Origin of the sequence: Massilia luteola (assembly GCF_034420155.1) — a bacterium.
Taxonomy (GTDB): domain Bacteria; phylum Pseudomonadota; class Gammaproteobacteria; order Burkholderiales; family Burkholderiaceae_D; genus Telluria; species Telluria luteola.
Genome location: NZ_JAXOFN010000002.1, coordinates 51,817 through 78,441, shown reverse-complemented (window position 1 = coordinate 78,441; position 26,625 = coordinate 51,817). Strand labels below are relative to the sequence as shown.

Sequence of the window (26,625 nt, the reverse complement as noted above, 5' to 3'; positions counted from 1 at the left end):
CGGGGTCAGACGGCGAGCCGGCCGGCCGCGATGGTGAGCGTGCGGCCGCAGCGCGCGGCCATGGCGGGATCGTGGGTGACGAGGACGAGCGTCGAGCCCCGTTCGCGATTCAGCTCGAACATCAGCTGGATGACGGCTTCGCCGGTGGCGGCGTCGAGGCTGCCCGTGGGCTCGTCCGCGAACAGCAGCGGCGGTTCGGTGACGAAGGCACGGGCGAGGGCCACGCGCTGCTGCTCGCCGCCCGACAGATACTTGGGATAGTGGCGCAGGCGGCTCGCCAGGCCCACGCGGCCGAGCATCGCCTCGGCCCTGGCGCGGGCGTCGGGATCGCCCCGCAATTCCAGCGGCAGCATCACGTTTTCCAGCGCGTTCAGGTGCGCGAGCAGCTGGAACGACTGGAACACGAACCCCAGCCTGGCCTTGCGGAACGCCGCGCGGCCGTCCTCGTCGAGGGCGAAGATATCGGTCCCGTCGAGCAGCACCTGGCCGGACGACGGCGTGTCCAGGCCGGCCAACAGGCCGAGCAACGTGGACTTGCCGGAACCGGAGGCGCCGACGAGGGCAAGCGTCTCGGCCGGTTGCACGGTAAAATCCACCTCGTGCAGGATGGTGAGCGAGCCGCTGGCATCGAGCACGCGCTTGGAGAGCCCGCGCACTTCGATCGCGGGCCGGCCGCCTCCAGCCTGTCCTGCACCGCCTTTTGACGCCTCGGGAATATCACGCATGCTTGCTTTACTCAGGAAATGGACGATAGCTGCCGTCGCGGTTCTCGGAATGACCGCGGCGGGGAGCGCCTATTCTGCCCCAAAAACCGTGCTCGTGGTGGGCGACAGCCTGTCGGCCGAATACGGCCTCGCGCACGGCACCGGCTGGGTCGCCCTGCTCGAGCAGCGCCTCCAGGCACAGAAGATCGACGCGCACGTCGTCAACGCCAGCATCAGCGGCGAGACGACGAGCGGCGGCCGCACCCGCCTGCCCGCCCTGCTGCGCCAGCACCGGCCGGACGTCGTCGTGCTGGAACTGGGCGCCAACGACGGCCTGCGCGGCCTCCCCGTGGCGGCGGCCGAGGACAACCTGCGCACGATGATCCGGCTGGCACAGGAGAACAAGGCGAAGGTCCTGCTCGTCGGCATGCGCATGCCACCCAACTACGGCCGCGCCTACACCGAACGCTTCGCCGGCATGTACAAGGATCTCGCCGGCACGTATAAAGTACCGCTGGTGCCGTTCATGCTGGACGGCGTCGTGCAGGACCCGGCCAACTTCCAGGCCGACCGCATGCACCCGCTGGCGACGGCCCATCCGACCATCCTCAACAACATCTGGCCGCAATTCGCGCCTCTCGTGAAACGATAATGAAATACCCCGCTGTCCTCGGCGTCGACGACGTCCTGCCCATGCTCGACCAGTTCGACACCATCATCGACGCGCGCAGCGAGTCCGAGTTCGCGCTCGACCGCATCCCCGGCGCCATCAACTGCCCCACCCTGGACGACGCGCAGCGCATCCTCGTCGGCACCACCTACAAGCAGGTGGGCGCCTTCGAAGCCAAGAAGATCGGCGCCCCGCTCGTCGCGCAGAACATCGCGCGCTACGTCGAGACGCTGTTCGCCGCCAAGCCCAAGGACTGGAAGCCGCTCGTCTACTGCTGGCGCGGCGGCAACCGCAGCGGCTCGATGGCGCTGATCTTCGCCAAGATCGGCTGGCCCGTCGTGCAGCTCGACGGCGGCTACAAGGCCTTTCGCGCCTACGTCGCCACGGCGCTGGACAACCCGCCGCCGCTGGACTTCCGCGTCGTATGCGGCACCACGGGCAGTGGCAAGAGCCGCCTGCTGGAGACGCTCGACGCCATCGGCGCGCAGGTGCTCGACCTCGAGCAGATGGCCGCGCACCGGGGCTCCGTCCTCGGCAACCTGCCGGGCGAGCCGCAGCCGAGCCAGAAGATGTTCGAGACGCGCATCTGGGACAAGCTGCGCCGCTTCGATCCGGCCAGGCCGGTATTCGTCGAATCGGAGAGCAAGAAGGTGGGCAACCTGCGCGTGCCGGATGCCGTCATGGAGCGCATGCGCGCGGCGCCCTGCATCGCGCTGCAGCTCGACCGCCCGCTGCGCGTGCAGCTGCTGATGGAAGACTATCACCACTTCTGCGCCGACCCGGCCGCGCTGAATTCGCAGCTGGACCACCTCGTGCAACTGCACGGCCGCGCGCGCATCGAGTCCTGGCACGACCTGGCCAACACGGGCCGCATGCCGGAGCTCGTGGACCAGCTGCTCGTCGAGCATTACGATCCGGCCTATCTGCGCTCGATCGACCGGAATTTCGCGCAGTATCCGCGGGCGGAAGTGCTCACGCTTCCCGGGATTTCGAAGGACGACTTCATCGCGGCCGCACGGCACCTGCACGCGTGACGTTCCCGACGTGCCGGCGTAACGCGTGGGCACGTCGCGTTTGAGGCCCCCGGCCTCAAACGCCCGCCCTACGGCGCCAGATAGCCGCGCGCGACCGCCTTGTCCGGCTCCTCGAAGATGGCCATCGCCGTCGTCATGCGCCGGAACCCGTGGCGCGCATAAAAGCCTTCCTTGCCGGGCACCGCGTACAGGATGATCTTCGCGTGCCCACGCGACAGCTCGACCAGCTGCGCGATCAGCTCGTTGCCCAGGCCGCGCCCCTGGTGGCTGGGCAGGATCGCGACGTCGCAGATGTAGGAACAATCGAGGCCATCGGCCAGCGCGCGGCCCGCGGCCACCAGCGCGCCGTCTTCGTAGGCAAAGCGGCGGAACATGCTGTTCGAAAACACCGTCTTCAGGCGCGCCGGGGATTTGTCGCCCAGCGGGGCCTTGCGGTACAGGTCGGAGAGTTCGGTCCAGTCGACGCCGTCCAGTGAATCGGTCCAGGCCAGGGTCATGTCATTCCCGTTAGGTTGTTGATCGAACCACGATTGTAACGGCCGGCGCCCCGAAACGAAAAAGCCCGGTCCGCTCGCGCGGCCGGGCTGTCGTGTGACGCGTGCGGGATTACTCGGACTTGGTACCGAGGTCCGCCGCCTTGACGTTGACCTTCGCCTTCGCCTTGTGCTTCAGCGCTTCGATGAAGCCGTACGTCTCGGCATTGCCGACGGCGCGGCCGATCTGCTCGGCTTCCTGCTTGCGGCGCGCGACGTCCGGCTGCGCCGGCTGGCTCACCTTGGTGATGCGGTACACGCCATAGCCCTGGCCCGGGATGTCGACGCCCACATAGGCCGGCAGCTTGCTCGCGTCGGCCTTGAGCACGGCGACCGCGGCCGTCTCGTTGATCGGCGGCTGCTTCGTGCGGGTGACGGTCTTGGCCTCGCCGAAGCCGGCCGCGTCGCCCGACGCCTTGGCGGCCGCCAGCTTCGCTTCGCCGGCCTGACGCGCCAGGCGCTCCGCTTCTTCCAGCGTGACGCGCTGGCGGATCTGGGCGTCGACCTCGGCCAGCGGACGCTTCGTCGCCGGCTTGAACTCGACGACGCGGCCCGCGACCAGCGTGCTCGGCGCCACTTCGACGGCTTCGGTATTGCGCTTGTTGGTCAGTGCGTCGCTCGAGAAGATCGCCTTCAGGAATTTCTCGTTGTTGACGGGCGAATTGCCCAGGGCCGGGTTCGGCGTACGGGTCAGGCCGTCGACGGTCTGGATGGTCAATCCGAGCTTGTCGGCGACCGGCTTCAGGCTGTCCGACTGCTCGTACACGGTGTTCGTGAACGTCTCGGCCAGTTCCGAATACTTGGCCGACATCTTAGCCTTCTTCAGCTCGGCAACGATCTCCGGCTTGGCTTCTTCCAGCGATTTCTGGGCTTCCGGCACGATCTTCGTGATCTTGATGATGTGGTAGCCGAATTCCGAGCGCACGAGACCGCTGACTTCGCCTTCCTTGAGGCCGTAGATCGCGTCTTCGACGGGCTTGACGAACACGCCCTTCTGCACGACGCCCAGGTCGCCGCCCAGCTCGGCCGAGCCCGGATCCTGCGATTGGGCCTTGGCGATCTTGGCGAAGTCGTTCGGATTCTTGCGCACTTCATCGAGGATCGCTTGCGCCTTGGCCTTCGCGGCGGCGTCCTCGGCTGCCGAGGCACCCTTCTTCACGTTGATCAGGATGTGGCTGGCCGTGCGCTTTTCCGGCGTCGAGAAGCGCGCCTTGTTCTTGTTGTACGCGTCGGCGACTTCGGCATCCGAAACGGTGACCTGTTTCTCGACGGTCGATGCGTCGAACACGACGTATTTGGCGTTGACGGATTCCGGTACCTGGAACTGGGTGGCGTGCTTGTCGTAATAAGCCTTGACCATGTCGTCCGTAACCTTGACCTGCGAAACGTAGTTCGCGGCCGGGAACAGCAGTTCCTGCACTTCGCGTTCCTCGTCGTTGATGTCCGACAGGCGGTTGGCGACGGTGCGCGGCGCGAACGCGGTCTGCTGCACGGAGCCGACGAGCTGCTGCACGGCCAGGTCGTGGCGCATGCGCTGGTCGAACATCTCCGGCGTCATGCCCTGGGCGGCCAGCGCGGCCTTGTAGCGGTCCATGTCGAAGGTGCCGTCGTCCTTGCGGAACGCCTGGATGTCGAGGATGGCCTTCTGCAGCGCGGCGTCGCCCACCGTCAGGTTCTTATGGACGATCTCGGCATTGATGGCGCGCTCGGCGACGAGTTGGTCCAGCACGGCCTGCTTCGCTTCGGGCGTGTCGAACAGTTTCTGGTCGAACTTGTCGCCCATCATCTGGCGCGCCTGGTCGAGCTGGCGGCGCTGCGCGCCTTCCCACTCCTGCTGGGTGATCGTTTTCCCGTCCACGGTCGCCACGCCATCGCTGCTGCCGCCGCGATTGTTGTAGCTGGTCACGCCGACCAGCACGAACGACGGCAGGATCAGCAGCAACAGGAGGAGCTGCATCAGCCGCTGGTGAGTACGGATAAATTCAAACATGGTCAGCCAATCAAGGTTGAAAATGCGTTATCGAAAAAACTTAAAAAAAAAGGCGAACCTAGGTTCGCCTCTCTTTCAGTATCTGGCGGAGCGGACGGGGCTCGCCTACGTTCCGCAGGCCGCGGAGCCGCTTGCATGCGGCTCCCTTCGAGCCCCAGCCCGTGCCGCCCGCAGGGGCGACACTCTTTACTCCTGATAATCTGGCGGAGCGGACGGGGCTCGAACCCGCGACCCCCGGCGTGACAGGCCGGTATTCTAACCAACTGAACTACCGCTCCAAATTCGTGTATTTCTCAATCACTCAGCTTCAGCCGACAAGGCCGATGTTTCGTGGCGGAGCGGACGGGACTCGAACCCGCGACCCCCGGCGTGACAGGCCGGTATTCTAACCAACTGAACTACCGCTCCACGAAATACCCTGGTACTGCACAACCGAATGGAATCCAGTTGTCTCCTGCCGCGTGTCAGCGCAGCGGAGGCATTAGTTTACTGCATCTTTCAGTGCTTTACCAGCCTTAAATTTCGGGACCTTGGCGGCCTTGATCTTGATGGCTTCCTTCGTGCGCGGATCGCGGCCCGTACGTGCGGCGCGTTCGCCCACCGTGAAGGTGCCGAAGCCGACCAGCGTCACGCTGTCGTTGTTCTTCAGGGTATTGGTCACAGCAGTGATCATGGCATCGAGGGCGCGCGCCGCAGAAGCTTTGGTCAGGTCCGCGGACTTCGCGATTTCTTCGATCAGTTCAGTTTTGTTCACTTTCTTCCCTCGTTGTGCGTTCTGGACACGGCCGGCGCCACCGGGTCGGATTGACCCTCGGCAAAAAAACCGCAAGGGCGTATTAAACAAGCCGACAATGCCTTGTGTCAAGTCACGCACGACCGACAAGGTGGACATGAATCGACATAAAAAAACGGCACCCGGAGGTGCCGTCTTCGCTTGCAAAACCAGGCTTAGTGCTTGACGACGCCGCCCTGCGCGTCGGTCGAGGTGGTCGCCACGGACGACGAGGCCACCGCCGGCACCTCGACGATCGGTTCCGGCGGGCGCTCCAGGGCCACTTCCAGCACCTTTTCGATCCAGCGCACCGGCACGATCTCGAGCTTGTTCTTGACGTTGTCCGGAATGTCGGCCAGGTCCTTCACGTTCTGCTCGGGGATCAAGACGGTCTTGATGCCGCCGCGCTGCGCCGCCAGCAGTTTTTCCTTGAGGCCGCCGATCGGCAGGACTTCGCCGCGCAGCGTGATCTCGCCCGTCATCGCCACGTCGGCGCGGACCGGGATGCCGGTGAACACGGACACCAGCGCCGTCGTCAGGCCGATACCGGCGGACGGACCGTCCTTCGGCGTCGCGCCTTCCGGCAGGTGGACGTGGATGTCGGTCTTCTCGAACACGTCGGCCTTGATGCCCAGGCGCGCCGCACGGCTGCGCACGACGGTGCGGGCGGCTTCGATCGATTCCTTCATCACGTCGCCCAGCGTACCGGTGCGGATGACGGCGCCCTTGCCCGGCACCTGCACGGCTTCGATGGTCAAGAGGTCGCCGCCCACTTCGGTCCATGCGAGACCCGACACCTGGCCGACCTGGTTCTCTTTCTCGGCCACGCCGAAATCGTAGCGGCGCACGCCCAGGAATTTATCCAGGTTCTTCGACGACACGATCACGCGCTTGTTGTCCTTCTTGAGCAGCAGCATCTTGACGACCTTGCGGCAGATCTTCGAGATTTCGCGCTCGACCGAACGCACGCCGGCTTCCCGGGTGTAGTAGCGGATGATGTCGCGGATCGCGGCCTCGTCGACCTTGATCTCCTCGTCCTTCAGGCCGTTCGCCTTGATCTGCTTCGGCAGCAGGTAGCGCTGCGCGATGCTGGTCTTTTCGTCCTCGGTGTAACCCGACAGGCGGATCACTTCCATCCGGTCCAGCAGCGCCGGCGGGATGTTGAACGAGTTCGACGTCGCGACGAACATCACGTCCGACAGGTCGAAGTCGACCTCGACGTAGTGGTCCGAGAACGTGTGGTTCTGGGCCGGATCCAGCACCTCGAGCAGCGCGGACGACGGATCGCCGCGGAAGTCGGCGCCCATCTTGTCGATCTCGTCCAGCAGGAACAACGGGTTGCGCACGCCGACCTTCGCCAGCGACTGCAGCACCTTGCCCGGCATCGAGCCGATATAGGTACGGCGGTGGCCGCGGATCTCGGCTTCGTCGCGCACACCGCCCAGGGCCATGCGGACGTACTTGCGGTTCGTCGCGCGCGCGATCGACTCGCCCAGCGACGTCTTGCCGACGCCCGGAGGGCCGACGAAGCACAGGATCGGGGCCTTCAGCTTGTCGACGCGCTGTTGCACCGCGAGATACTCGAGGATGCGTTCCTTGATCTTGTCGAGGCCGTAGTGATCGGCTTCCAGCACTTCCTGGGCCTTTTCCAGGTCGATCGTGACCTTGGATTTCTTTTTCCACGGCAGCGAGACGAGCGTGTCGATGTAATTGCGCACGACGGTGGCCTCGGCCGACATCGGCGACATCAGCTTGAGCTTCTTGATCTCGGCCTGGGCCTTTTCCAGGGCTTCCTTCGGCATCTTGGCGGCGATGACCTTCTTCTCGAGTTCCTCGATGTCGGCACCTTCTTCGCCCTCGCCCAGTTCCTTCTGGATGGCCTTGACCTGTTCGTTCAGGTAGTACTCGCGCTGCGATTTCTCCATCTGGCGCTTGACGCGGCCGCGGATGCGCTTTTCGACCTGCAGGATATCCAGCTCGCCTTCCAGCTGGCCGAGCAGATGCTCCAGGCGCTTGGCGACGTTGAAGATTTCGAGGATGACCTGCTTCTGCTCGAGTTTCAGCGGCAGGTGGGCGGCGACCGTATCGGCCAGGCGGCCGGCGTCGTCGATACCGGCCAGCGACGCCAGGATCTCGGGCGGGATCTTCTTGTTCAGTTTGACGTACTGGTCGAACTGCTGGACGATCGCGCGGCGCATCGCCTCGACTTCGGAGTCGTCGCCGATTTCCGAATTGATCGGCGTCAACTCGGCGATGAAATGGCTCGGACCATCATTGATGTTCGTGATTTTTGCACGCTGCGCGCCTTCGACCAGCACCTTCACGGTGCCGTCGGGCAGCTTCAGCATTTGCAGAATATTGGCCACGCAGCCGATCTCGTAGATGTCTGCGGCCGAAGGTTCGTCCTTGGCAGCGGCCTTTTGGGCTGCGAGCATGATGCTCTTGCCCTGTTCCATGGCGGCTTCGAGCGCCTTGATGGATTTCGGGCGGCCGACGAACAGCGGTATCACCATATGCGGAAACACGACCACGTCGCGCAACGGCAGGAGGGGCAGCGTCATTTGCTCGGTCAATTTGGAAGTTGTCATGGCATACCTTATAGAAAGCGTGTTGACGATGTGGGAGCACACCCCCGAAACACAAGACCGGCCTAATAAAAATTTTCTACAAGTAAAAAAATTTAACTTGATACGAATAATAGCCGTTTCTACAAAAGCGGAGGATTCAAATAAAAAAGCCACTTCACAGCGTTGGCCGCGAGTGGCTTTTCGATTGAAGCCGTCTTTTGTTGAGATTGATTGTACCGCCTCAACTCAACGATTCAATACCTTTGTTGTGTTTGCGCCCGGAAATTTTTCAGTTTTCGCCGGCAGCTTTCGGCGATTCACTGTAAATCAGCAAAGGTTTCGCGCCATTCGTGATCGTATTTTCATCGATGACGACTTTCACGACATTTTGCTGGCTCGGCAATTCATACATCACGTCGAGCAGGGCGTGTTCCAGGATGGAGCGCAGGCCGCGTGCACCGGTCTTGCGCGCCAATGCCTTTTTCGCAATCGCATGCAGGGCCGCCGGGCGGATTTCCAATTCGGCGCCTTCCATATCCAGCAGTTTCGAATACTGCTTGATAAGGGCATTTTTCGGTTCGACGAGGATCTGGATCAAAGCGTCTTCCGTCAGCTCGCTCAGCGTAGCTACGACCGGCAGGCGCCCGACAAGTTCCGGGATCAGGCCGAACTTGATCAGGTCTTCCGGTTCCGCTTCCAGCAGGATATCGCTGACGGAACGCTGGGTCTGGCTCTTGACGCTGGCCGCGAAGCCGATGCCGCTCTTTTCCGAACGGTTCTGGATGATCTTGTCCAGGCCATCGAATGCGCCGCCGCAGATGAACATGATGTTGGTCGTGTCGATCTGCACGAAATCCTGGTTCGGATGCTTGCGGCCGCCTTGCGGAGGCACCGAGGCCATCGTGCCTTCGATCAGCTTCAGCAGCGCCTGCTGGACGCCCTCGCCCGACACGTCGCGGGTGATGGACGGGTTGTCCGACTTGCGCGAGATCTTGTCGATCTCGTCGATGTAGACGATGCCGCGCTGGGCCTTCTCGACTTCGTAGTTGCAGCTCTGCAGCAGCTTCTGGATGATGTTCTCGACGTCCTCGCCGACATAGCCGGCTTCCGTCAGCGTGGTCGCGTCGGCGATCACGAACGGGACGTTCAGCATGCGCGCCAGCGTCTGGGCCAGCAGGGTCTTGCCGGAACCGGTGGGACCGACGAGCAGGATATTGCTCTTGGCCAGTTCGACATCGTCCTTCTTGCCGAGATGCTTCAGGCGCTTGTAATGGTTGTACACCGCCACCGACAGGATGCGCTTCGCGGTCTGCTGGCCGATGACGTATTGATCGAGCAGCTCGGCGATCTCGTGCGGCGTCGGCAGGTCGGACTTGGCGCCCGCCACCGATTCCACGTTCGAGGTCTCATCGCGGATGATGTCATTGCACAAGTCGATGCACTCGTCGCAAATGAAGACCGAAGGCCCTGCGATGAGCTTCTTGACCTCGTGCTGGCTCTTGCCGCAGAACGAGCAGTACAGGAGTTTTTCGCCGCTAGAGGATTTTTTGTCTGACATGGGGCAGGTTTCTGTTGAATTGCTATGAATATAACGCTAATACGAGGGCGCAACAAGTGCACACGGACTCCATGCTACCCGATTTGAAAACAAAACGCCCGAAGCGCTGTCGCGTCCGGGCGTATTTGAGCAACAGTTATCGAGTGCTAAACGCGATCTCGGAAATCCGTTGAAGAACCTCAGCCGCGGTTCGTCAGGACCTTATCGATGAGGCCATATTCCACGGCTTCGTCGCTCGACATGAAACGGTCGCGGTCGGTATCCTTGTGGATCTGCTCGATCGTCTGGCCGGTGTTGTCCGCCATGATGCGGGCCAGGCGTTCGCGCAGGTACAGGATTTCCTTGGCCTGGATCTCGATGTCCGACGCCATGCCCTGCGAACCACCGGACGGCTGGTGGATCATGACACGCGAGTTCGGCAGCGAGAAACGCTTGCCCTTGGCGCCGGCGGCCAGCAGGAACGCGCCCATCGAGGCGGCCAGGCCGGTGCACAAGGTCGACACGTCGGGCTTGATGAAGTTCATCGTGTCGAAGATGGCGAGGCCGGCCGACACCGAACCGCCCGGCGAGTTGATGTACAGCGAGATGTCCTTGTCCGGATTCTCGCTTTCCAGGAACAGCAGCTGGGCCACGATGAGGTTGGCCATCTGGTCGTTGACAGGGCCGACCAGGAAAATCACGCGCTCCTTCAGCAGGCGCGAGTAGATGTCGTAGGCACGCTCGCCGCGGCCGCTCTGCTCGATCACCATCGGCACGAGGCCGAGGGCTTGGGTATCCAATGCCGGATTACGATTCATACCTGTCAATTCCTTTGTAAGAGTTAAGGGGGCGCGATACACCTGCTGCGCGTCGGATGTTCGGCCTGCGGCGCGCCGCTACGGCTGCGCTTCCCGGCCAACACGCCTTCCGTTCGCCACGGTTTCCCGAGCCCCCTGCGGGGCGCCGAACGACGCGCCCCATCAAGGAAGTCAAGCCTGGCCGACGCTTCCCATCAGTTCGTCAAAGGCGATGTCCTTGGCCGTCACCTTTGCCTTGCCAAGCACATAGTTAACGACGTTTTCTTCCAATACAAGAGCTTCCACTTCGCCCAGGCGGCGACGGTCGCTGTAGTAGTACTTCAGGACTTCCTTCGGATCTTCGTAGCTCTGCGAGAAGTCTTCGATCTGGGCTTTCACCTGGTCCTGGGTGGCTTGCAGGCTGTTTTCCTGGACCAGTTGCGACAGGATCAGACCCAGGCGCACGCGGCGCTCGGCCTTGGTGGCAAACAGGTCGGCAGGGAACGGCAGGCTCTTGACGTCCATGCCGCGCTGGGCCATGTCCTGGCGGGTCTGCTCGGCCAGGCGCTGCGAATCCTGCTCGATCATGACCTTCGGCACGTCCATTTCGGTGTGCTTGACGAGGGCATCCATCACGGCTTCCTTGTTGCGGGCCTTGATGCGGGCGTTGACTTCACGCTCCAGGTTGACCTTGATGTCTTCGCGCATTTTTTCGATGCTGCCGTCTTCGATACCCAGCGACTTGGCGAAATCGGCGTCGACTTCCGGCAGGTGCGCCCATTCCAGCTTCTTCAGCGTGATGGTGAACTCGGCGGTTTTACCGGCCACGTCCTTGCCATGGTAGTCTTCCGGGAAAGCCAGCGGGAAGGTCTTGCTCTCGCCCACTTTCAGGCCGACGGTCGCGGCTTCGAATTCCGGCAGCATGCGGCCTTCGCCCAGCACGAATGCGTAGTCTTCGGCTTTACCGCCCGGGAATTCGACGTTGTCGATGACGCCGATGAAGTCCACGGTCGCGCGGTCGCCGTTGGCTGCGACCGGCTCGCCGCCATCGCCATGCTCGCCGGCTTCGCCCTTGGTGTGGAAGTGCACGCGCTGCTTGCGCAGGATGTCGATGGTCTTGTCGATTTCAGCGTCGGTCACGTCGGTCTTGACGGTTTCGATCTCGACGTCGGCCAGCGCCGGCAGCGTGACTTCCGGGTAGACTTCGAACGTCGCGTCGAAGGACAGCATGCCTTCCGGCGCGTCCTGCTTCGGCTCGATTTTCGGCATGCCGGCGACGCGCAGCTGGGCTTCGTCGGCGGCGACGCTGAAGGCCTGGCCGACTTTGTCGTTCAGCACGTCGGATTCGATCTGGTAGCCGTACTGTGCGGCGACCATCTTCAGTGGCACCTTGCCCGGACGGAAGCCCGGAGCGCGCGCGGTCTTGGCCTGCTTCTTGAGGCGCTTTTCAACTTCCGTACGTACGTCGCTCAGCGGAAAAGAGATCGTCAAGCGACGCTCGAGTTTACCCAGGTTTTCGACAGCAGTTGCCATTGTAAAAATCGTCCAAAAAAATTAATTATTCGTGGTGCGAGGAAGGGGACTCGAACCCCTACACCATTGCTGGCGTCAGGACCTAAACCTGGTGCGTCTACCAATTTCGCCATCCTCGCTCAGGATTGCTCATCTTGCCACAAAAACAAAGGGCGCCCGACAACGAAACCGGCCGCCCTGCATCCAATGTCTAGGGGCTACAACTTCAACCCGATATTTTACTGGATTTTCTGACACGATTGGGCACAATTTAATTCGTACGCGCCCTTTGAGAATTCGTCAGCCAATTCAAGCATTTGCGTAGGGTGGGCTCCCCGAGCCCACGGAAACGTTTGCCTTACGCGCGCACGGGACGCTTCACGCGGAACCACGCGGCGTACAGCGCCGGCAGGAACAGCAGCGTGAGCGCCGTCGCCACCAGCAGCCCACCCATGATCGCCACCGCCATCGGCCCCCAGAACACCGAGCGCGACAGCGGAATCATCGCCAGCGCCGCCGCGGCGGCCGTCAGCAGGATCGGCCGGCAGCGCCGCACGGCGCTCCCGACGATCGCATCCCACGGCGCGTGCCCGGCCGCGATATCCTTCTCGATCTGGTCGACGAGGATCACGGAATTGCGCACCACCATCCCGAACAGCGCGATCACGCCCAGGTTGGCGACGAAGCCGAACGGCTCGTGCGACACCAGCAGTGCCATCGCCGCGCCGGCGATGCCCAGCGGGCCCGTGAGGAAGACCATCACGGCGCGCGAGAAACTGTGCAGCTGGAGCATCAACAGGGTGAACACGATGAACAGCACGAGCGGCACGTTGGCCGCGATCGAGTCCTCCGCCGTCGAACTGTTCGCCGCCGCGCCCTCCAGTTTGATGCGGTAGCCGGCCGGCAGCTTCGCGCGCAGCGTCGCCAGCTTCGCGCCCACCTGGTCCGACACGGTCGGCCCCTGCACGCCCTCGACGACGTCGGACTGGACCATGATCGCCCACTCGCGCCCGTAGCGCTGCACGACGCCCGGCTCCCACACGAATTCGATGCGCGCGAGCTGCGACAGCGGCACGGCCTTGCCGGACGGCGTCGCCACGTTCGTGTTCGCCAGCACCGACATGCTCGAGCGCTCGTCCAGCGGCTGGCGCACGACGATGTCGATCAGGCGGTTACTCTCGCGGAACTGGCCCACCGTCGTCCCCGACAGCACCGTGGCGACGGTGCGGCGCACCGCCTGCGACGTGACGCCGAGCGCGCGCAGCTTGTCCTGGTCGAGGTCGAGGCGCAGCACTTTCACGGATTCGTTCCAGTTGTCGTTGACGCCCACCGTGTTCGGGTTGGCGATCATGATCTCCTTCACCTGGTCCGCGACCTTGCGCACGACGCCAATGTCCGGCCCCATCACCTGGAACTGGACGGGATACGGCACCGGCGGCCCGTTCGGCAGCAGTTTCACGCGCCCGCGCACTTCCGGGAAATCGGTCTTGAACAGGTTCTCGATCTTGTGGCGCAGGGCTTCGCGCTGGGCGACCGTCTTCGGCAGCACGACGAACTGCGACACGTTCGACGCCGGGAAGATCTGGTCCAGCGGCAGGTAGAAGCGCGGGCTGCCCGTGCCGATGTACGACGTCACGCTGTCCGTTTCGGGCTGCGCGCGCGCGAAGGCCTCGAACTTCTTCGCCAGCGTTTCATTGACGGCGAAGCTGGTGCCTTCCGGCGTCCACATCTCCACCATCAGCTCGGGGCGGCTGGAATCCGGGAAGAACTGCTTTTCGATGAACTTGAAGCCGAACACGCCCAGCAGGAATATGGCCAGCGTCAGCGCGATGGTCGTCATGCGCCACTCGACGCAGCGGTCGACGAGGCGGCGGAAGCGCGCGTACAGCGGCGTGTCGTACACGTCGTGGTGACCGTGGCCGTGCGGTTGCACGCGCAGCAGGATGAAGCCGATATACGGCGTGAACGTGACGGCGACCACCCACGACACGACGAGCGCGATCGCGTTCACGGAAAACATCGCGAACGTGTATTCGCCGGCCGCCGATTTCGCCAGGCCGATCGGCAGGAAACCCGCCGCCGTGATCAGGGTCCCGGTCAGCATCGGGAACGCGGTCGACGTGTAGGCGAACGTGGCGGCGTCGAAGCGCGACATGCCCTCCTCCATCTTCCGCACCATCATCTCGACGGCGATGATGGCGTCGTCCACGAGCAGGCCGAGTGCGATGATCAGGGCGCCCAGCGAGATCTTGTGCAGCGAGATGTCGAATACGCGCATGAACAGGAACGTGATCGCCAGCACGAGCGGGATCGTCAGCGCCACGACGAGGCCGGGCCGCACGTCCAGCCGCAGTTTCGGCTTCTGGTGCAGGCCGAGGGCGACGAACGACACGCCGAGCACGATGACGATGGCCTCGATCAGGCTGCTCATGAATTCGCCGACGGACGCCTTGACGGCGGCCGGCTGGTTCGACACGCGTTCCAGCTCGATGCCGACCGGGAGCTCGTTCCTGATGTGCTCCACCGTCTTTTCCAGGCCCTTGCCCAGCTCGATGATATTGCCGCCCTTTTCCATCGACACGCCGAGGCCGATGACTTCCTTGCCGTTGAAGCGCATCTTGTCGTGCGGCGGGTCGGCGTACGCGCGCTGGATCGTGGCGAAGTCGCCCAGGCGGAACGTCGTGTTCCCCGCGCGCAGGCTCAGGTCTTCCAGCTGCTTGATGGTCTTCAGGCCACCCGTCACGCGCACCTGCAGGTTTTCCATCGGCGTGACGAGCACGCCGGCCGACTCGATGCCGTTCTGCGTGGCGATCTGGTTCACGATCTGCTCGAACGGCACGCCCAGCTGCGCGAATTTCTGCTGCGAGAACAGGATGTTGACCTTCTCTTCCTGCACGCCGAACTGCTCGACCTTCGCCACCAGCGGCACCGCGAGCAGCTGCTGGCGCACGAAGTCGGCATAGTCGCGCATCTCGGCATACGTGAAGCCGTCGCCGGACAGCGCGAAGATCGAGCCGTACGTGTCGCCAAATTCGTCGTTGAAGAACGGCCCGGCCACGCCCGGTGGCAGCGTGCCCGCGATGTCGCCGACCTTCTTGCGCACCTGGTACCAGATGCCGGGGACGTCCTTCGGCGGCGCCGATTCGCGCAGCTCGAGGATGATGGTCGTCTCGCCCGGCTTGGAAAAACTGCGCAGCTTGTCGACGTACGGCGTCTCCTGCAGCTTTCGCTCCAGTTTATCCGCGACCTGCTGGGCCATCTGCACGGCCGTGGCGCCGGGCCAGTACGCGGTGATCACCATCGCACGGAAGGTGAACGGCGGGTCCTCATCCTGGCCCAGTTTGCCGTAGCTGACGATGCCGCCGATGAGCAGCGCGGCGATCAGGTAGCGGGTCAGCGGGATGTTTTCCAGCGCCCAGCGCGACAGGTTGAAACCCTTCATTTCGCTGCCCCAGCGGCGGCTTGCCCGGCCGGTGCGGCTTGCCCGACGGGTGTCCCCCGGAGACCCGTCGCCTCGGCCTCCGCATCGCCGCGGCGCGCGACGTCGGCCGCCAGCACCTTGACCTTCTGGCCCGGCTTGAGCAGGTTGACGCCCGCCGTGACGATGGTCTGGCCCGGCTTCACGCCGCCGGCCAGCAGCACGTCGTTGCCGGACACGCCGCCCACCTGCACGGGCACGAGGCGCACGGCGCCGTTCTCGATCAGCCACACGGACGTCGCGCCCTTGTTCTGGTACAGCGCCGACAACGGCACCTTGATCGCCGATCCGCCGCCGCCGGCCTGGGCCAGCTGGACGACGGCCGTCATGCCGAGGCGGATATCGTCCCGCGCCGGGATCGACACCTTCACCGTGTAGGTGCGCGTGGCCGGATCGGCCACCGGCGACACTTCACGGATCTTGCCGTCGATGCTGCGGTTCGGATCGGCCCACAGCCTGACCTTCACCGTGCTCACATGGCGCAGCTCGTCGACCTGGTCTTCCGGCACGCCGATCACCACTTCCTTTTCATCGGTCCGCGCCACGCGCACGACGGGCGTACCCGCCTGCACGACCTGGCCGACCTCGGCGTCGATGCCGGTGACGACGCCGTCGGTGTCCGATTCGAGGCTGGCATATCCGGTCTGGTTGGCCTGTTCGCGCAACGCGGCACGGGCCGCCTCCACGGTCGCCTGGGCCGAGTGCGCGGCCGCCAGCTTCTGGTCGAGCACGGCCTGGGCGACGAAATTCTGGCTGCGCAGGTCCTGGTAGCGCTTGAGGTCCGCGCGCGCCAGGTCGTAATTCGTCTGCGCCGCGCGCAGGTTCGCCTGGGCCTGGGCCTGGCCGAGGCGCAGGTCCTGCGGGTCCAGCTGCATCAGCACCTGGCCGCGCTTGACGACCGTGCCCACGTCGACCTTGCGCGCGCTGATCTTGCCGCCGACACGGAATCCGAGCCGCGATTCGTAGCGCGGGCGCACGTCGCCGGAAAACTCCGCGGACGTGCCGACCATCCCCGTCGCCAGTGTCAGCGCGCGTACGGGGCGGACATCCTCCGGCGGCGGCGCGTCGCGGGAACACCCGGCGAGCAACGCCGCGGCGAGGACCAGGGGAAGGAAGAACGGTGCGGCGCCGCGCGGCCGCAGGGACATCGAGAGAAAAGCAGGCATTGGTTTCCTCATGCTGGCCCGGCCGGGACGGCGAGGCACTGTCGTGGATTTAACCTAGCAATTATAATCATGCAATTAACGCCAGTAAATGACTTTAGAGTCAGCTATCTATCGAGTCGCATGGCCGTCGACCATTACGAAAACTTTCCTGTCGCTTCGATCCTGCTGCCGCGCCGCCTCGTGCCCGCGGTGGAGGCGATCTATGCGTTCGCGCGCAGCGCCGACGATCTCGCCGACGAGGGCGACGCCACCCCGGCCGAACGCCTGGCCGCGCTGCAGGCCTACGACGCCGCGCTGGACGCCATCGCGGCCGGCACGCCGCAGCACGACCCCATGTTCCGGCGTCTCGCCGACGTACTCGCCGAATTCCGCCTGCCGCTGCAACCGCTGCGCGACCTGCTCAGCGCCTTCAGGCAGGACGTCGTCACGACGCGCTACGCGAACTATGCGCAACTGCAGGATTATTGCCGACGATCCGCCGACCCTGTCGGACGGTTGATGCTGGGCCTGTATCGCGTCGACGACCCGGCGCGCCTGCGCGAGTCGGATGCGATCTGCACGGCGCTGCAACTCATCAACTTCTGGCAGGACGTCGCCATCGACATCGCCAAGGGCCGCATCTACCTGCCGCTGGACGACCTGGCGCGCTTCGGCGTGACGGCGGACGCGATCGAACAGGGGCGCACGGGACCGGCATGGCGCGCGCTGATGCGCTTCGAAGTGGAGCGGGCGCGCGCGCTGATGCTGGAAGGCGCGCCGCTGGCCACGCGGCTGCCGGGGCGCATCGGCTGGGAATTACGGATGGTCGTGCAGGGCGGCCTGCGCATCCTGGAAGCGATCGAGCGCGTGGACTACGACGTGTTCCGGCGCCGTCCGCGCCTGAAACGCCTCGACTGGATCACGGTCGGCTGGCGCGCGGTATGCATGTGATGCGGCTTGTGCTGCCGCATCGGATAAGATAGCGGACTGGCTCCGCGCAATCACACTTTTTTTATGTCCCCCGACGAATACTGCCAACAAAAGACCGCACAAAGCGGCTCCAGCTTCTACTACAGCTTCCTGTTCCTGCCGCCGGAGCGCCGGCGCGCGATCACGGCGCTGTACGCGTTCTGCCGGGAAGTCGACGACACCGTCGACGAGACGACCGACCAATCGGTCGCGCGCATCAAGCTCGCCTGGTGGCGCAACGAGGTCGCCCAGGCGTATGCGGGCACGCCGACTCACCCCGTGATGCTCGCGCTGCAGCCGCACCTGCAGCCGTACGACCTGAAACAGGAACACCTGCAAGCCATCATCGACGGCATGGAGATGGACCTGGACCAGTCGCGCTACCTCGATTATCCGAACCTGAAAAAATACTGCTGGCACGTGGCGGGCGTCGTCGGGATCCTGTCGGCCAGCATCTTCGGCGTGACGACGCCGCAGACCCTGCGGTACGCCGAAACGCTGGGCCTCGCCTTCCAGCTCACGAACATCATCCGCGACGTGGGCGAAGACGCGCGCAAGGGCCGCATCTACCTGCCGATCAGCGAACTGCAGCAGTTCAACGTGACGGCCGCCGACCTGCTGAACGCGCGCCACAGCGACAAGTTCGAAGCGCTGATGAAGTTCCAGGCCGACCGCGCCCAGGGCCTGTACGACGAAGCGTTCGCGCTGCTGCCCAAGGCGGACCGGCGCGCCCAGCGTCCCGGCCTCATGATGGCCGCCATCTACCGCACGCTGCTCGGCGAGATCGAGCGCGACGGCTTCCACGTCCTCACCCAGAAGATCTCCCTGACGCCGCTGCGCAAGCTGTGGCTGGCCTGGAAGACCTATGTCCGCGGCTGACGAGCGCCGGGGCGCCGGCCGCCGGATCGCCGTCGTCGGCGGCGGCTGGGCCGGGTGCGCGGCGGCCGTCGCGCTGCTGGACGCCGGCTGCGACGTCACGCTGTTCGAAGCCGCGCGCACCCTGGGCGGCCGCGCCCGCGCCATCGAGACGAACGGGCGCCTGCTCGACAACGGCCAGCACATCATGCTGGGCGCCTATGCGGACACGCTGCGCCTGATGCGCCGCGTCGGCGTCGAGCCCGGCCAGGCCCTGCTGCGGCTGCCGCTGCAGATGCGCTATCCGGCGGCGGACGACGGCATGGACTTCGTCGCCCCGCGCCTGCCCGCGCCGCTGCACATGCTCGCCGCGCTGCTGCGCGCGCGCGGGCTGGACCGGCACGACAAGCTGGCGCTGGCCCGCTTCACGACGAGCGCCCGCTGGATGGGCTGGCAGTTGTACACCGACTGCAGCGTGGCGGAACTGCTGGCGCGCTTCGACCAGACGGCGCGCCTCGGGCGCCTGATGTGGCGCCCCCTGTGCCTGGCCGCGCTGAACACGCCGCCCGAGCGGGCGTCGGCGCAAGTCTTCCTGGCCGTGCTGCGCGACAGCCTCGGTGCGCACCGCGCCGCGTCCGACATGCTGATTCCGCGCGTGCTGCTGGACGCCTTGTTCCCGGAAGCGGCCCGCCGCCACCTCGAAGGCCGCGGCGCCGCCGTGCGCACGAGCGCCCGCATCGACGCGCTGGAACCGGACGGCGGCGCGTGGCGGCTGCGTGGCGGCTGCGATGATCAAGCGTTCGACGGCGTCGTCCTCGCCGCCCCGCCGTGGCAGGCGGCGGCGCTGCTGCGGCCCCTGGACGGCGCCGCCGACGTCGTGGCGCAACTGGATGCGCTGGCCTACGAGCCCATCGCCACCGTCTACCTGCAGTACGCGCCGGGATTGCGCCTGCCCCTGCCCTTTTGCGCGCTGGCCGATGCGCCCCACGACAACCGCTGGGGCCAGTTCGTGTTCGACCGCGGCCAGCTCGATCCGGGCCAGGATGGCTTGCTGGCCGTCGTGATCAGTGGCGCGGACCCCGCCGGCGCCATCGGCCAGGAGGCGCTGGCCGCGGCCGTCGCGGCGCAGCTGGCCGCATCGTTCGGGCAGCCGGCGCTCGCAGCGCCGCTGTGGCGCCGCACGATCACGGAAAAACGCGCCACCTTCGCCTGCACGCCCGCCCTGGCCCGACCGGCCAACGCGACCAACCTGCCCGGCCTGGCGCTGGCCGGGGACTACACGGCGTCCGACTATCCGGCCACGCTGGAGGCGGCGGTACGCAGCGGCGTCATCGCGGCCGGCGTCATGACGGGAGCAACACCGCGATGACGGCGTGCCGGCCGTCGCGCCGGGGTGCGCCCTGCCCCGCCAAATCCGCAGCCTGTCGCACAGCGGTGGCGCGCGCCGTCCGCGCACCGTACAGTGGCAACATCGAAACACATGTTGGCGGAAATGCAAATGAACATCCATCTCGGCTTGCGTACCCTTGCCGTGCTGGCCGTCGTGGCGGCCGCGACGATCATTCTGGTCCACGCCGGCGCGGCGGCCGCGCCGGCACTGAACGGCATGCTGTTGCTCGGCCGCGGCTGATATCGCCCTGGAAGGAGTCCTGATGGGCAAACTGGAATACCTCGACGCGCTCAAGCGGGCCATGCTCGGCCTGCCGCCCGACGTCCAGGCGAAGACGCTGGCGTATTACGAGCAGCGCTTCGTCGACGGCAGCGCCGCCGGACGGGGCGAGCCGGACGTGGCGCGCGAGCTCGACGACCCGAAAAAGATCGCCATGACCCTGCGCGCGAGCGCGCACCTGGATGCGTTCAGCGACAAGAAGAACCCGGCCAACCTGCTGCGCCTGATGGTGTCGGCCGTCGGGCTGGCCATCTTCAATCTGTTCATGCTCGTCCCGGCGCTGGTCTACTCCGCGCTGGTGCTCTGCCTGTACGTCGCCGCGCTGACGTTCTACCTGGCCGGCATCGCCACCACCGCCAGCGGCCTCGCCGGCGCCAATGAACTCGTGCTGGACTGGCCGAGCCGCTTCGTCACCATCGACGACGACGGGCGCGGGCGCCAGATGCGCATCGATATCGGCGATCGCGGCATCCTCGTCAAGGAGGAGCGCCCGCAGGTCGCGGACCCGCTGCCGCCCGACGACAAGTCCGATGCGGGCGCCGGCCTCCGGCGCGAGCACTCGCGCGCCCTGCGCGGCGCCGCGGCGCTCGCGGACAGCACGCTGCGCATCAGCACCGACATGGACGCGGAATCGCGCACGACGCAGACCCTGTTCGGCTGCGGCCTCGTGCTGGGCGGGATCGCGCTGTTCCTGCTGTCCCTCGTCGTCACGCGCTATACCTTCATCGGCCTGAAGCGTTACGTCCAGATGAACCGATCCCTGCTCAGGGGCAGTTGAGGGCACGATGCGCGCTTTACTCAAGATCGGTTTCAGCCTCCTGGTCCTCGCGTTCCTGCTGATCGGCGTGTCGTACAGCATGCTGCGCGCCCACGGCACGAACGGACCGTCGACCCCGGGCAGCCGCCTCGTCGCCACCGAAAGCCGCCCGTTCGACAAGGCCGTCGCCAAGGTGGAGCTGACCGGCCCCCTCAACCTCACGCTGCGCCAGGGCGCCACGCCTGCGCTCGAAGTACGGGGCGAACAGCGGCTGCTGGCCAACATCGACACGAGCGTCGACGGCGACGTGCTGCGCATCGGCCCGCGCGGCATCCTGCTGCGCCACCGCACGCCGATCGAGGTGACGGTCACGCTGCCGACGCTGGAATCGCTGAGCGTCAACGGCAGCGGCGAGCACACCGTCAGCGGCTTCGCCGGCGACCACCTGGACGTGGTGCTGGACGGTTCCGGCAACATGCGGTTCAACGGCCGCTACCGCGACATCGTGGCCGCGCTGCGCGGCAGCGGCGACCTGGAACTGACGGGCGGCACGAGCGACACGGTCGATGCCGCCGTCATCGGCACGGGCCGCCTCACGCTGGTCGGATCGAGCCGCGAACTGCACGCCCGTTCGCGCGGCTCGGGCGACCTGGACGCGCGCCACCTGCGCGCGGACGAGGTCGACCTGCTGCAACAGGGTTCCGGCGACAGCGCCGTGTATGCCCGCAAGCGCCTGCACGTCGAATTGCTGGGGAGCGGCGAAACGCGCGTGTTCGGCAATCCGGACGAACGCTCGGTCAGCCGGAAGGGGAGCGGGTCGGTCAGTTTCGACGATTGACGTCTTGCGCCAGCCACGCAAGCGCCGCCCGCCCCGCCGCGCGGCCGCTGCCGAAACACGCCGTCAGCAGATAACCGCCGGTCGGCGCTTCCCAGTCGACCATCTCGCCGGCCACGAACACGCCGGGCACACCGCGCAGCATGGTCCCGCCATCCAGCGCGTCGAAGCGCACGCCGCCCGCGCTGCTGATCGCCTCGTCGATCGGGCGCGCGCGCGTCAGCACGAGCGGCAAGGCCTTCAACGCCCGCGCCAGCTTCGCCGGGTCCGCGTAATCGGCCTTGCCCAGGCACTCGTGCAGCAGGCCCGATTTCACACCCCTGATGCCCAGGCGGCTCTGCAGATGGCTGGCCATCGAGCGCGCCCCGCGCGGGTGCGCGACCTCGTCCAGCACGCGCCGCGGATCGTGGTCGGGCAACAGGTCCAGCAGGACAGTCGCGCGGCCGTCGCGGGCGATGCGGTCGCGGATCGGTGCCGACAGCGCGTACACGAGGCTGCCCTCGATGCCCGTCTTCGTCACGACGAACTGCCCCTTGCGGAACGCACCGCCCTCCAGTGCCAGCGCCACGGTGGTCAGCGGGCTGCCCGCGTGGCGCTCCGCGAAATGCGCACTCCAGTCGGCATCGAAGCCGCAGTTGGACGGCACCAGCGGCGCCACGTCGACGCCGCGCCCGGCGAGCAGCGGCACCCAGGCGCCATCGGAACCGAGCCGCGCCCAGCTCGCGCCGCCCAGCGCCAGCACGGTCGCGGCGCCCGTCGCGTCCACCACGTGCTCGCCGTCGGGCGTGGCGAACAGGAGTCCGCCGTCGCGCCAGCCCAGCCAGCGGTGCCGCATGTGGAACGTGACGCCCGCGTCGCGCAACCGGTGCAGCCACGCGCGCAGCAGCGGCGCCGCCTTCATGTCGGCCGGGAACACGCGGCCGGACGTGCCGACGAACGTGGCGATGCCGAGGCCGTGGATCCACGCCCGCACCTGCGCGGGCGGGAACGTATCCAGCCACGCCCGCACCGCGCCGGCGCGCGCACCGTAGCGGGCCACGAACGCATCGTGGCCTTCCGCGTGCGTGATATTCATGCCGCCCTTGCCCGCGAGGAGGAATTTGCGGCCGACGGACGGCATCGCGTCGTACAGGTCGACCCGCGCGCCGCCCGCGGCCAGCACTTCGGCCGCCATCAGGCCGGCGGGGCCGCCGCCGATGACGATGGCGTGGCGGGAACGTGCTTCGGTGCGGGACTCGGACATGGCGGCATCAAGGAAAACGGAGGCGAGCATTGTAGTCGAACGGGCGCAAAAAAAGGATGTAAAGGAAGCTTGACATCGGCCCGAAGCCCATCTACGATGTAAAGCATACTTTACATGATGTCCCGTCAAAAGGAGGTGTGCGATGCATGAGAAACGTGTGGCCCGGGCTTACCGCTACGAGTTGTGGACGGCGATCGCCGTGTATGTGGTGCTGCTGGCCGCGTCCATCCGCTACGGCCGGCCGCTGGCCGAGGGGCCGCTACGTACCATCGCCCTCCTGGCGCCGATGATCGGCTTCGGCCTGATGATCCGCGCGATCGCGCGCCACGTCGCGCGCATCGACGAATACCAGCGCCTGCGCCTGCTGGAAGGCGTCGCCCTCGCCTTCGCCATCACGGCCGCCGTCACGTTCAGCTACGGCTTCCTCGAGACGGCGGGATTCCCGAAGCTGTCGATGTTCAGCGTGTGGATCTTGATGGGCGCAAGCTGGGGCCTCGTGAACATCGTGCGCGGCCTCGTCGCCCGCCGCACCGTCGAACCATGAAGAACGCCATCCGCGACCTGCGCGCGACGCACGGCTGGAGCCAGGCGCACCTGGCCGCGCTGCTGGACGTGTCGCGCCAGACCGTCATCGCCATCGAGACGGGACGCTACGACCCGAGCCTGCCGCTGGCGTTCGCGCTGGCCAGGCTGTTCGGACAACCGATCGAAACCATTTTCTTCCCCGACCAGGAGACCGCATGACCCGCCTTCGCAACAAAGCCGCACTCGCCGCCGTTTTCGTCGCCCTCGTCGGCGGCGCCCTCCCCGCGAGCCGCGCCGCCGATGCCGCCCCTGAACCGAACCGCTACGCCGCCACGATCGCGCCGGCCGAGCGCTTCGAGGTGGCCGGTGTGCTCGTCGAACGCCACGGCGCCCGCGGCCGGCCGCTGATCCTGATCCCGGGCCTGGCGAGCGGCAGCTGGGTGTGGCAAGACACCATCCGCGCCTTCGCCCCCGACCACGCCGTCTACGTGCTGACCTTGCCCGGCTTCGACGGCAGGCCAAAGGCCGGACCGGCGCCGTTCGCGGCGGCGCGCGCCGCCGTCGAGGAACTGATCGCGGGCCGCCACCTCGACAAGCCCGTCATCGTGGGACACAGCCTGGGCGGCATCCTGGCCCTCGCCGTCGCCGAGGACAAGCCGGCATCCGTCGGCGGCATCGTCAGCATCGACGGCCTGCCCGTGATGCCCGGCACGGAAGACCTGCCGCCGGAACGGCGCGCGCAGTTCGCCGAGCGCACGCGCGCCCAGATCGGCAAGCAGCCGCCGGACCTGTTCGCGCAGCAGCAGCAGGGGTATATGCGGACGATCGGCGTGCTGGACATGTCCCGGGCCGACGCCCTGGCGCAGCTGACGGCGCGCAGCGATCCCGCCTCGGTCGGCGCCTGGGCCGCGGACGTGCTGACGCTCGACCTGCGGCCCGGCCTGAAGGCGATCCAGGCGCCGGTGCTGACCATCGTGCCCTACCTGGACCTGGACGGCGCGCAGCAAGGCTTGACGCCCGCCGGCAAGGCGGATTACTACCGTGCGCTGATGGGAGGCACGCCGACGCTGCAGGTCGCGACCGTGGCGCCGGCGCGCCATTTTGCGATGTTCGACCAGCCCGACGCCGTCATCGCCGCGATCCGCTCCTTCCTCGGGACCCTGTGACACCGGCTGGACGGCGGCGCGCGGCGTAAAGCTTCCCCGCCGCGCCGCCGTCCGGTACAGTGCATCCCGGCGGCCGCCGCGCATCCCGCACGCGCCCCTTGCACAACAACAGCCGGACCGCGCGATCCGCGGCGCCGTTTCGTCAGCCCAAGGAGTCCCATGCATCCCGTACTCAAGACCACCCTCCCCATCCTGCTGCTGGCCGGCGCCGGCGCGCAGGCGGCACCGCCCGCCGACGCGGCGCTGCCCGCGCGCCAGGCCGAGATCGACGCCATCGTGCGCGAGATCTCGCCGCAGCGGATCCACGCCTACGTCGACAAGCTCGTCGGCTTCGGCACCCGCCACACGATGTCCGACACGGCGTCGGACACGCGCGGCATCGGCGCGGCGCGGCGCTGGATCAAGTCCGAGCTGGAACGCTGCGGCGCCGGCAGGCTGGACGTGCGGTTCCAGAGCCACGTGCACCCGGTCGACAAGCGGATCACGCGGCCGACCGAGATCGTCAACGTGGTGGCCACCCTGCCGGGCACGCAGGCGGCGTCGAAGGACCGCTACTATGTCGTCAGCGGCCATTACGATTCGCGCGTGACCGACGTGATGAACGCCACGGCCGACGCGCCCGGCGCCAACGACGATGCGTCGGGCACCGCGGCCGTCATCGAAATGGCGTGCGTGATGGCGCGCCACAAGTTCGACGCGTCGCTCGTGTTCATGACCGTCGCGGCGGAGGAACAGGGCCTGTACGGTTCCGGCGACTATGCGGCCAGGGCCCGGGCCGCCGGGATGAACATCGCCGGCATGCTGAACAACGACATCATCGGCAGCTCGCACGACGAACACGGCAAGCTGGATAACGGCGAGGTGCGCCTGTTCGCGGAAGGCGTCCCGCCCGTGAAGGAAACAACGCCGGCGCTGCGCACCCCGATCCAGACCGGCGGCGAAAACGATTCGATCACGCGCCAGCTCGCGCGCCACGTCAAGGAGACGGGCGAGCGCTACGTCCCCGGCTTCAAGGTCGACATCATCTACCGGCGCGACCGCTACCTGCGCGGCGGCGACCACAGTCCGTTCCTCGACGCCGGTTATGCGGCCGTGCGCTTCACGGAACCGCACGAAGACTTCAACCACCAGCACCAGGACCTGCGCACCGACAACGGCAGGAAGATCGGCGACCTGCCGGAGTACGTCGATCCCGACTACGTGGCGCAGGTCGCGCGCGTGAACGCCGCGTCGCTCGCCTCGCTCGCGCTGGCGCCGGCGGTGCCGCAGGAGGTCAAGATCAGGACGGCGAACCTGGACAACGGCACCGACCTCGCGTGGAAGGCGAACGCCGAGCCGGACCTGGCCGGCTACCGCATCGTGTGGCGCGACACGACGGCCCCGCAGTGGCAGGGATCGACGTTCGTCGGCAACGTGACGAACTACCGCCTCGACCTGTCGAAGGACAATCTGCTGTTCGGCGTGCAGGCCGTCGACAAGGACGGCAACGTCAGTCCGGCCACGTATCCGCTCCCCGCGCGCTGACCACGTCGCGCCCCGTTCCATGCGGGGCGCATGCCGGGCCGGCGCTGCGCCGCCCCGGTTCCTTGTCCCACCCTGCATGATCTGTCAAAAAACGCTAACGACCGTCCGGTAACGGCGCCAACATTCGCGGCGCCGCAGCAAACGCGGACCGGACGCCCATCAGATCCAGCGCAAGGATAGGCGACGTCGGCGCGCGATACTGCGTCCCTGGCCGCTTGATTTATCGCGCCTGTTTTATGCTGCGACGCATGGTTTTTTATTGCAATATTTTCTTGACAAGCCTACAGCTGAGCCTATTCTTATACGCACAACAAAATGTGAAATCGCGAACGATGTACGCCTC

23 protein-coding genes and 3 tRNA genes are annotated in these 26,625 nt (G+C 66.1%); 12 read left to right on the top strand and 14 right to left on the bottom strand.

Annotated features, from left to right (window positions below; translation table 11 throughout):
* Positions 1–5 precede the first annotated feature (5 nt).
* Complete coding sequence (locus U9J41_RS03370) at positions 6–725, bottom strand: ABC transporter ATP-binding protein (RefSeq protein ID WP_322400251.1); 720 nt, start codon at positions 723–725, stop codon at positions 6–8.
* Here U9J41_RS03370 and U9J41_RS03365 point away from each other — a divergent pair.
* Both U9J41_RS03365 and mnmH read left to right on the top strand, forming a co-directional pair.
* Positions 724–1,356 (top strand): arylesterase, encoded by a 633-nt coding sequence (locus tag U9J41_RS03365; protein WP_322400249.1) that lies wholly within the window; start codon positions 724–726, stop codon positions 1,354–1,356. The genes U9J41_RS03370 and U9J41_RS03365 overlap by 2 nt on opposite strands.
* A complete protein-coding gene (gene mnmH / locus U9J41_RS03360) occupies positions 1,356–2,408 on the top strand; it encodes a tRNA 2-selenouridine(34) synthase MnmH (RefSeq protein WP_322400248.1) in 1,053 nt (350 codons plus the stop codon). The genes U9J41_RS03365 and mnmH overlap by 1 nt, the downstream gene beginning before the upstream one ends.
* Before the next feature lie 68 nt (positions 2,409–2,476).
* Here mnmH and U9J41_RS03355 read toward each other — a convergent pair whose 3' ends face one another.
* From U9J41_RS03355 to U9J41_RS03300, 12 genes are all read right to left on the bottom strand, one after another.
* Positions 2,477–2,905, bottom strand: coding sequence for a GNAT family N-acetyltransferase (locus U9J41_RS03355; protein ID WP_322400247.1), 429 nt, complete (start codon positions 2,903–2,905; stop codon positions 2,477–2,479).
* A gap of 109 nt (positions 2,906–3,014) precedes the next feature.
* Positions 3,015–4,931 (bottom strand): SurA N-terminal domain-containing protein, encoded by a 1,917-nt coding sequence (locus tag U9J41_RS03350; protein ID WP_322400246.1) that lies wholly within the window; start codon positions 4,929–4,931, stop codon positions 3,015–3,017.
* 201 nt (positions 4,932–5,132) lie between these two features.
* A tRNA-Asp gene (locus tag U9J41_RS03345) sits at positions 5,133–5,209 on the bottom strand.
* Positions 5,210–5,262: 53 nt separating this feature from the next.
* Positions 5,263–5,339: transfer RNA gene (locus U9J41_RS03340), tRNA-Asp, on the bottom strand.
* A 73-nt stretch (positions 5,340–5,412) separates the two neighbouring features.
* Positions 5,413–5,823 carry an HU family DNA-binding protein gene (locus U9J41_RS03335; RefSeq protein ID WP_322400245.1) on the bottom strand — a complete coding sequence of 137 codons (411 nt, stop codon included), beginning with the start codon at positions 5,821–5,823 and terminating at the stop codon, positions 5,413–5,415.
* A 56-nt stretch (positions 5,824–5,879) separates the two neighbouring features.
* Complete coding sequence (lon, locus tag U9J41_RS03330; RefSeq protein WP_322400244.1) at positions 5,880–8,291, bottom strand: endopeptidase La; 2,412 nt, start codon at positions 8,289–8,291, stop codon at positions 5,880–5,882.
* A 268-nt stretch (positions 8,292–8,559) separates the two neighbouring features.
* Positions 8,560–9,828 (bottom strand): ATP-dependent Clp protease ATP-binding subunit ClpX, encoded by a 1,269-nt coding sequence (gene clpX, locus U9J41_RS03325; RefSeq protein WP_322400243.1) that lies wholly within the window; start codon positions 9,826–9,828, stop codon positions 8,560–8,562.
* Between the two features lie 179 nt (positions 9,829–10,007).
* The gene (clpP, locus tag U9J41_RS03320) at positions 10,008–10,625 is read right to left on the bottom strand and encodes an ATP-dependent Clp endopeptidase proteolytic subunit ClpP (protein WP_082548189.1); all 618 of its coding nucleotides are present in this window, start codon (positions 10,623–10,625) and stop codon (positions 10,008–10,010) included.
* 171 nt (positions 10,626–10,796) lie between these two features.
* On the bottom strand, positions 10,797–12,137 hold the full coding sequence (tig, locus tag U9J41_RS03315; protein WP_322400242.1) for a trigger factor: 1,341 nt from the start codon (positions 12,135–12,137) through the stop codon (positions 10,797–10,799).
* Positions 12,138–12,169: 32 nt separating this feature from the next.
* Positions 12,170–12,256: transfer RNA gene (locus U9J41_RS03310), tRNA-Leu, on the bottom strand.
* Between the two features lie 218 nt (positions 12,257–12,474).
* The gene (locus tag U9J41_RS03305; RefSeq protein WP_322400240.1) at positions 12,475–15,558 is read right to left on the bottom strand and encodes an efflux RND transporter permease subunit; all 3,084 of its coding nucleotides are present in this window, start codon (positions 15,556–15,558) and stop codon (positions 12,475–12,477) included.
* Entirely contained in the window at positions 15,555–16,760 is a 1,206-nt protein-coding gene (locus U9J41_RS03300; protein ID WP_322400238.1) for an efflux RND transporter periplasmic adaptor subunit, read from the bottom strand. The genes U9J41_RS03305 and U9J41_RS03300 overlap by 4 nt, the downstream gene beginning before the upstream one ends.
* 120 nt (positions 16,761–16,880) lie before the next feature.
* On the opposite strand from U9J41_RS03300, the gene hpnC reads away from it, so the two are divergent.
* The 6 genes from hpnC (at position 16,881) to U9J41_RS03270 (ending at position 21,827) form a co-directional block, all read left to right on the top strand.
* Positions 16,881–17,690, top strand: coding sequence for a squalene synthase HpnC (gene hpnC, locus U9J41_RS03295; RefSeq protein WP_322400236.1), 810 nt, complete (start codon positions 16,881–16,883; stop codon positions 17,688–17,690).
* A 63-nt stretch (positions 17,691–17,753) separates the two neighbouring features.
* Positions 17,754–18,587 (top strand): presqualene diphosphate synthase HpnD, encoded by an 834-nt coding sequence (hpnD, locus tag U9J41_RS03290; RefSeq protein ID WP_322400234.1) that lies wholly within the window; start codon positions 17,754–17,756, stop codon positions 18,585–18,587.
* A complete protein-coding gene (hpnE, locus tag U9J41_RS03285; RefSeq protein WP_322400232.1) occupies positions 18,574–19,932 on the top strand; it encodes a hydroxysqualene dehydroxylase HpnE in 1,359 nt (452 codons plus the stop codon). The genes hpnD and hpnE overlap by 14 nt, the downstream gene beginning before the upstream one ends.
* Before the next feature lie 129 nt (positions 19,933–20,061).
* Entirely contained in the window at positions 20,062–20,193 is a 132-nt protein-coding gene (locus tag U9J41_RS03280) for a hypothetical protein (protein WP_322400231.1), read from the top strand.
* A 22-nt stretch (positions 20,194–20,215) separates the two neighbouring features.
* Positions 20,216–21,010, top strand: coding sequence for a DUF1700 domain-containing protein (locus tag U9J41_RS03275; RefSeq protein ID WP_322400229.1), 795 nt, complete (start codon positions 20,216–20,218; stop codon positions 21,008–21,010).
* Positions 21,011–21,017: 7 nt separating this feature from the next.
* Positions 21,018–21,827: a head GIN domain-containing protein gene (locus tag U9J41_RS03270; protein ID WP_322400227.1), complete on the top strand. Its 810-nt coding sequence runs from the start codon at positions 21,018–21,020 to the stop codon at positions 21,825–21,827.
* Here U9J41_RS03270 and U9J41_RS03265 read toward each other — a convergent pair.
* Complete coding sequence (locus U9J41_RS03265; RefSeq protein ID WP_322400226.1) at positions 21,811–23,067, bottom strand: TIGR03862 family flavoprotein; 1,257 nt, start codon at positions 23,065–23,067, stop codon at positions 21,811–21,813. The genes U9J41_RS03270 and U9J41_RS03265 overlap by 17 nt on opposite strands.
* A gap of 142 nt (positions 23,068–23,209) precedes the next feature.
* Here U9J41_RS03265 and U9J41_RS03260 point away from each other — a divergent pair, with 142 nt between their 5' ends.
* The 4 genes from U9J41_RS03260 (at position 23,210) to U9J41_RS03245 (ending at position 26,282) form a co-directional block, all read left to right on the top strand.
* Complete coding sequence (locus U9J41_RS03260; RefSeq protein WP_322400225.1) at positions 23,210–23,611, top strand: hypothetical protein; 402 nt, start codon at positions 23,210–23,212, stop codon at positions 23,609–23,611.
* Entirely contained in the window at positions 23,608–23,811 is a 204-nt protein-coding gene (locus U9J41_RS03255) for a helix-turn-helix transcriptional regulator (RefSeq protein WP_322400223.1), read from the top strand. The genes U9J41_RS03260 and U9J41_RS03255 overlap by 4 nt, the downstream gene beginning before the upstream one ends.
* Complete coding sequence (locus tag U9J41_RS03250) at positions 23,808–24,758, top strand: alpha/beta fold hydrolase (protein ID WP_322400222.1); 951 nt, start codon at positions 23,808–23,810, stop codon at positions 24,756–24,758. Before U9J41_RS03255 ends, U9J41_RS03250 begins: the two co-directional genes overlap by 4 nt.
* Positions 24,759–24,917: 159 nt before the next feature.
* Entirely contained in the window at positions 24,918–26,282 is a 1,365-nt protein-coding gene (locus tag U9J41_RS03245; RefSeq protein WP_322400221.1) for a M28 family peptidase, read from the top strand.
* The last annotated feature ends 343 nt before the right edge of the window (positions 26,283–26,625 follow it).

What these genes read in the sequence shown, in the direction of transcription:
- U9J41_RS03245 (WP_322400221.1), top strand. Translation starts at nt 24,918, where the DNA reads ATGCATCCCGTACTCAAGACCACCCTCCCCATCCTGCTGCTGGCCGGC.
- U9J41_RS03270 (WP_322400227.1), top strand. Translation starts at nt 21,018, where the DNA reads ATGCGCGCTTTACTCAAGATCGGTTTCAGCCTCCTGGTCCTCGCGTTC.
- clpP (WP_082548189.1), bottom strand. Translation starts at nt 10,625, where the DNA reads ATGAATCGTAATCCGGCATTGGATACCCAAGCCCTCGGCCTCGTGCCG.
- hpnC (WP_322400236.1), top strand. Translation starts at nt 16,881, where the DNA reads ATGGCCGTCGACCATTACGAAAACTTTCCTGTCGCTTCGATCCTGCTG.
- U9J41_RS03355 (WP_322400247.1), bottom strand. Translation starts at nt 2,905, where the DNA reads ATGACCCTGGCCTGGACCGATTCACTGGACGGCGTCGACTGGACCGAA.
- U9J41_RS03305 (WP_322400240.1), bottom strand. Translation starts at nt 15,558, where the DNA reads ATGAAGGGTTTCAACCTGTCGCGCTGGGCGCTGGAAAACATCCCGCTG.
- tig (WP_322400242.1), bottom strand. Translation starts at nt 12,137, where the DNA reads ATGGCAACTGCTGTCGAAAACCTGGGTAAACTCGAGCGTCGCTTGACG.
- U9J41_RS03280 (WP_322400231.1), top strand. Translation starts at nt 20,062, where the DNA reads ATGAACATCCATCTCGGCTTGCGTACCCTTGCCGTGCTGGCCGTCGTG.
- U9J41_RS03255 (WP_322400223.1), top strand. Translation starts at nt 23,608, where the DNA reads ATGAAGAACGCCATCCGCGACCTGCGCGCGACGCACGGCTGGAGCCAG.
- clpX (WP_322400243.1), bottom strand. Translation starts at nt 9,828, where the DNA reads ATGTCAGACAAAAAATCCTCTAGCGGCGAAAAACTCCTGTACTGCTCG.
- mnmH (WP_322400248.1), top strand. Translation starts at nt 1,356, where the DNA reads ATGAAATACCCCGCTGTCCTCGGCGTCGACGACGTCCTGCCCATGCTC.
- U9J41_RS03300 (WP_322400238.1), bottom strand. Translation starts at nt 16,760, where the DNA reads ATGCCTGCTTTTCTCTCGATGTCCCTGCGGCCGCGCGGCGCCGCACCG.
- U9J41_RS03265 (WP_322400226.1), bottom strand. Translation starts at nt 23,067, where the DNA reads ATGTCCGAGTCCCGCACCGAAGCACGTTCCCGCCACGCCATCGTCATC.
- lon (WP_322400244.1), bottom strand. Translation starts at nt 8,291, where the DNA reads ATGACAACTTCCAAATTGACCGAGCAAATGACGCTGCCCCTCCTGCCG.
- U9J41_RS03260 (WP_322400225.1), top strand. Translation starts at nt 23,210, where the DNA reads ATGCATGAGAAACGTGTGGCCCGGGCTTACCGCTACGAGTTGTGGACG.
- U9J41_RS03275 (WP_322400229.1), top strand. Translation starts at nt 20,216, where the DNA reads ATGGGCAAACTGGAATACCTCGACGCGCTCAAGCGGGCCATGCTCGGC.
- U9J41_RS03365 (WP_322400249.1), top strand. Translation starts at nt 724, where the DNA reads ATGCTTGCTTTACTCAGGAAATGGACGATAGCTGCCGTCGCGGTTCTC.
- U9J41_RS03250 (WP_322400222.1), top strand. Translation starts at nt 23,808, where the DNA reads ATGACCCGCCTTCGCAACAAAGCCGCACTCGCCGCCGTTTTCGTCGCC.
- hpnD (WP_322400234.1), top strand. Translation starts at nt 17,754, where the DNA reads ATGTCCCCCGACGAATACTGCCAACAAAAGACCGCACAAAGCGGCTCC.
- U9J41_RS03350 (WP_322400246.1), bottom strand. Translation starts at nt 4,931, where the DNA reads ATGTTTGAATTTATCCGTACTCACCAGCGGCTGATGCAGCTCCTCCTG.
- hpnE (WP_322400232.1), top strand. Translation starts at nt 18,574, where the DNA reads ATGTCCGCGGCTGACGAGCGCCGGGGCGCCGGCCGCCGGATCGCCGTC.
- U9J41_RS03370 (WP_322400251.1), bottom strand. Translation starts at nt 725, where the DNA reads ATGCGTGATATTCCCGAGGCGTCAAAAGGCGGTGCAGGACAGGCTGGA.
- U9J41_RS03335 (WP_322400245.1), bottom strand. Translation starts at nt 5,823, where the DNA reads ATGTCCACCTTGTCGGTCGTGCGTGACTTGACACAAGGCATTGTCGGC.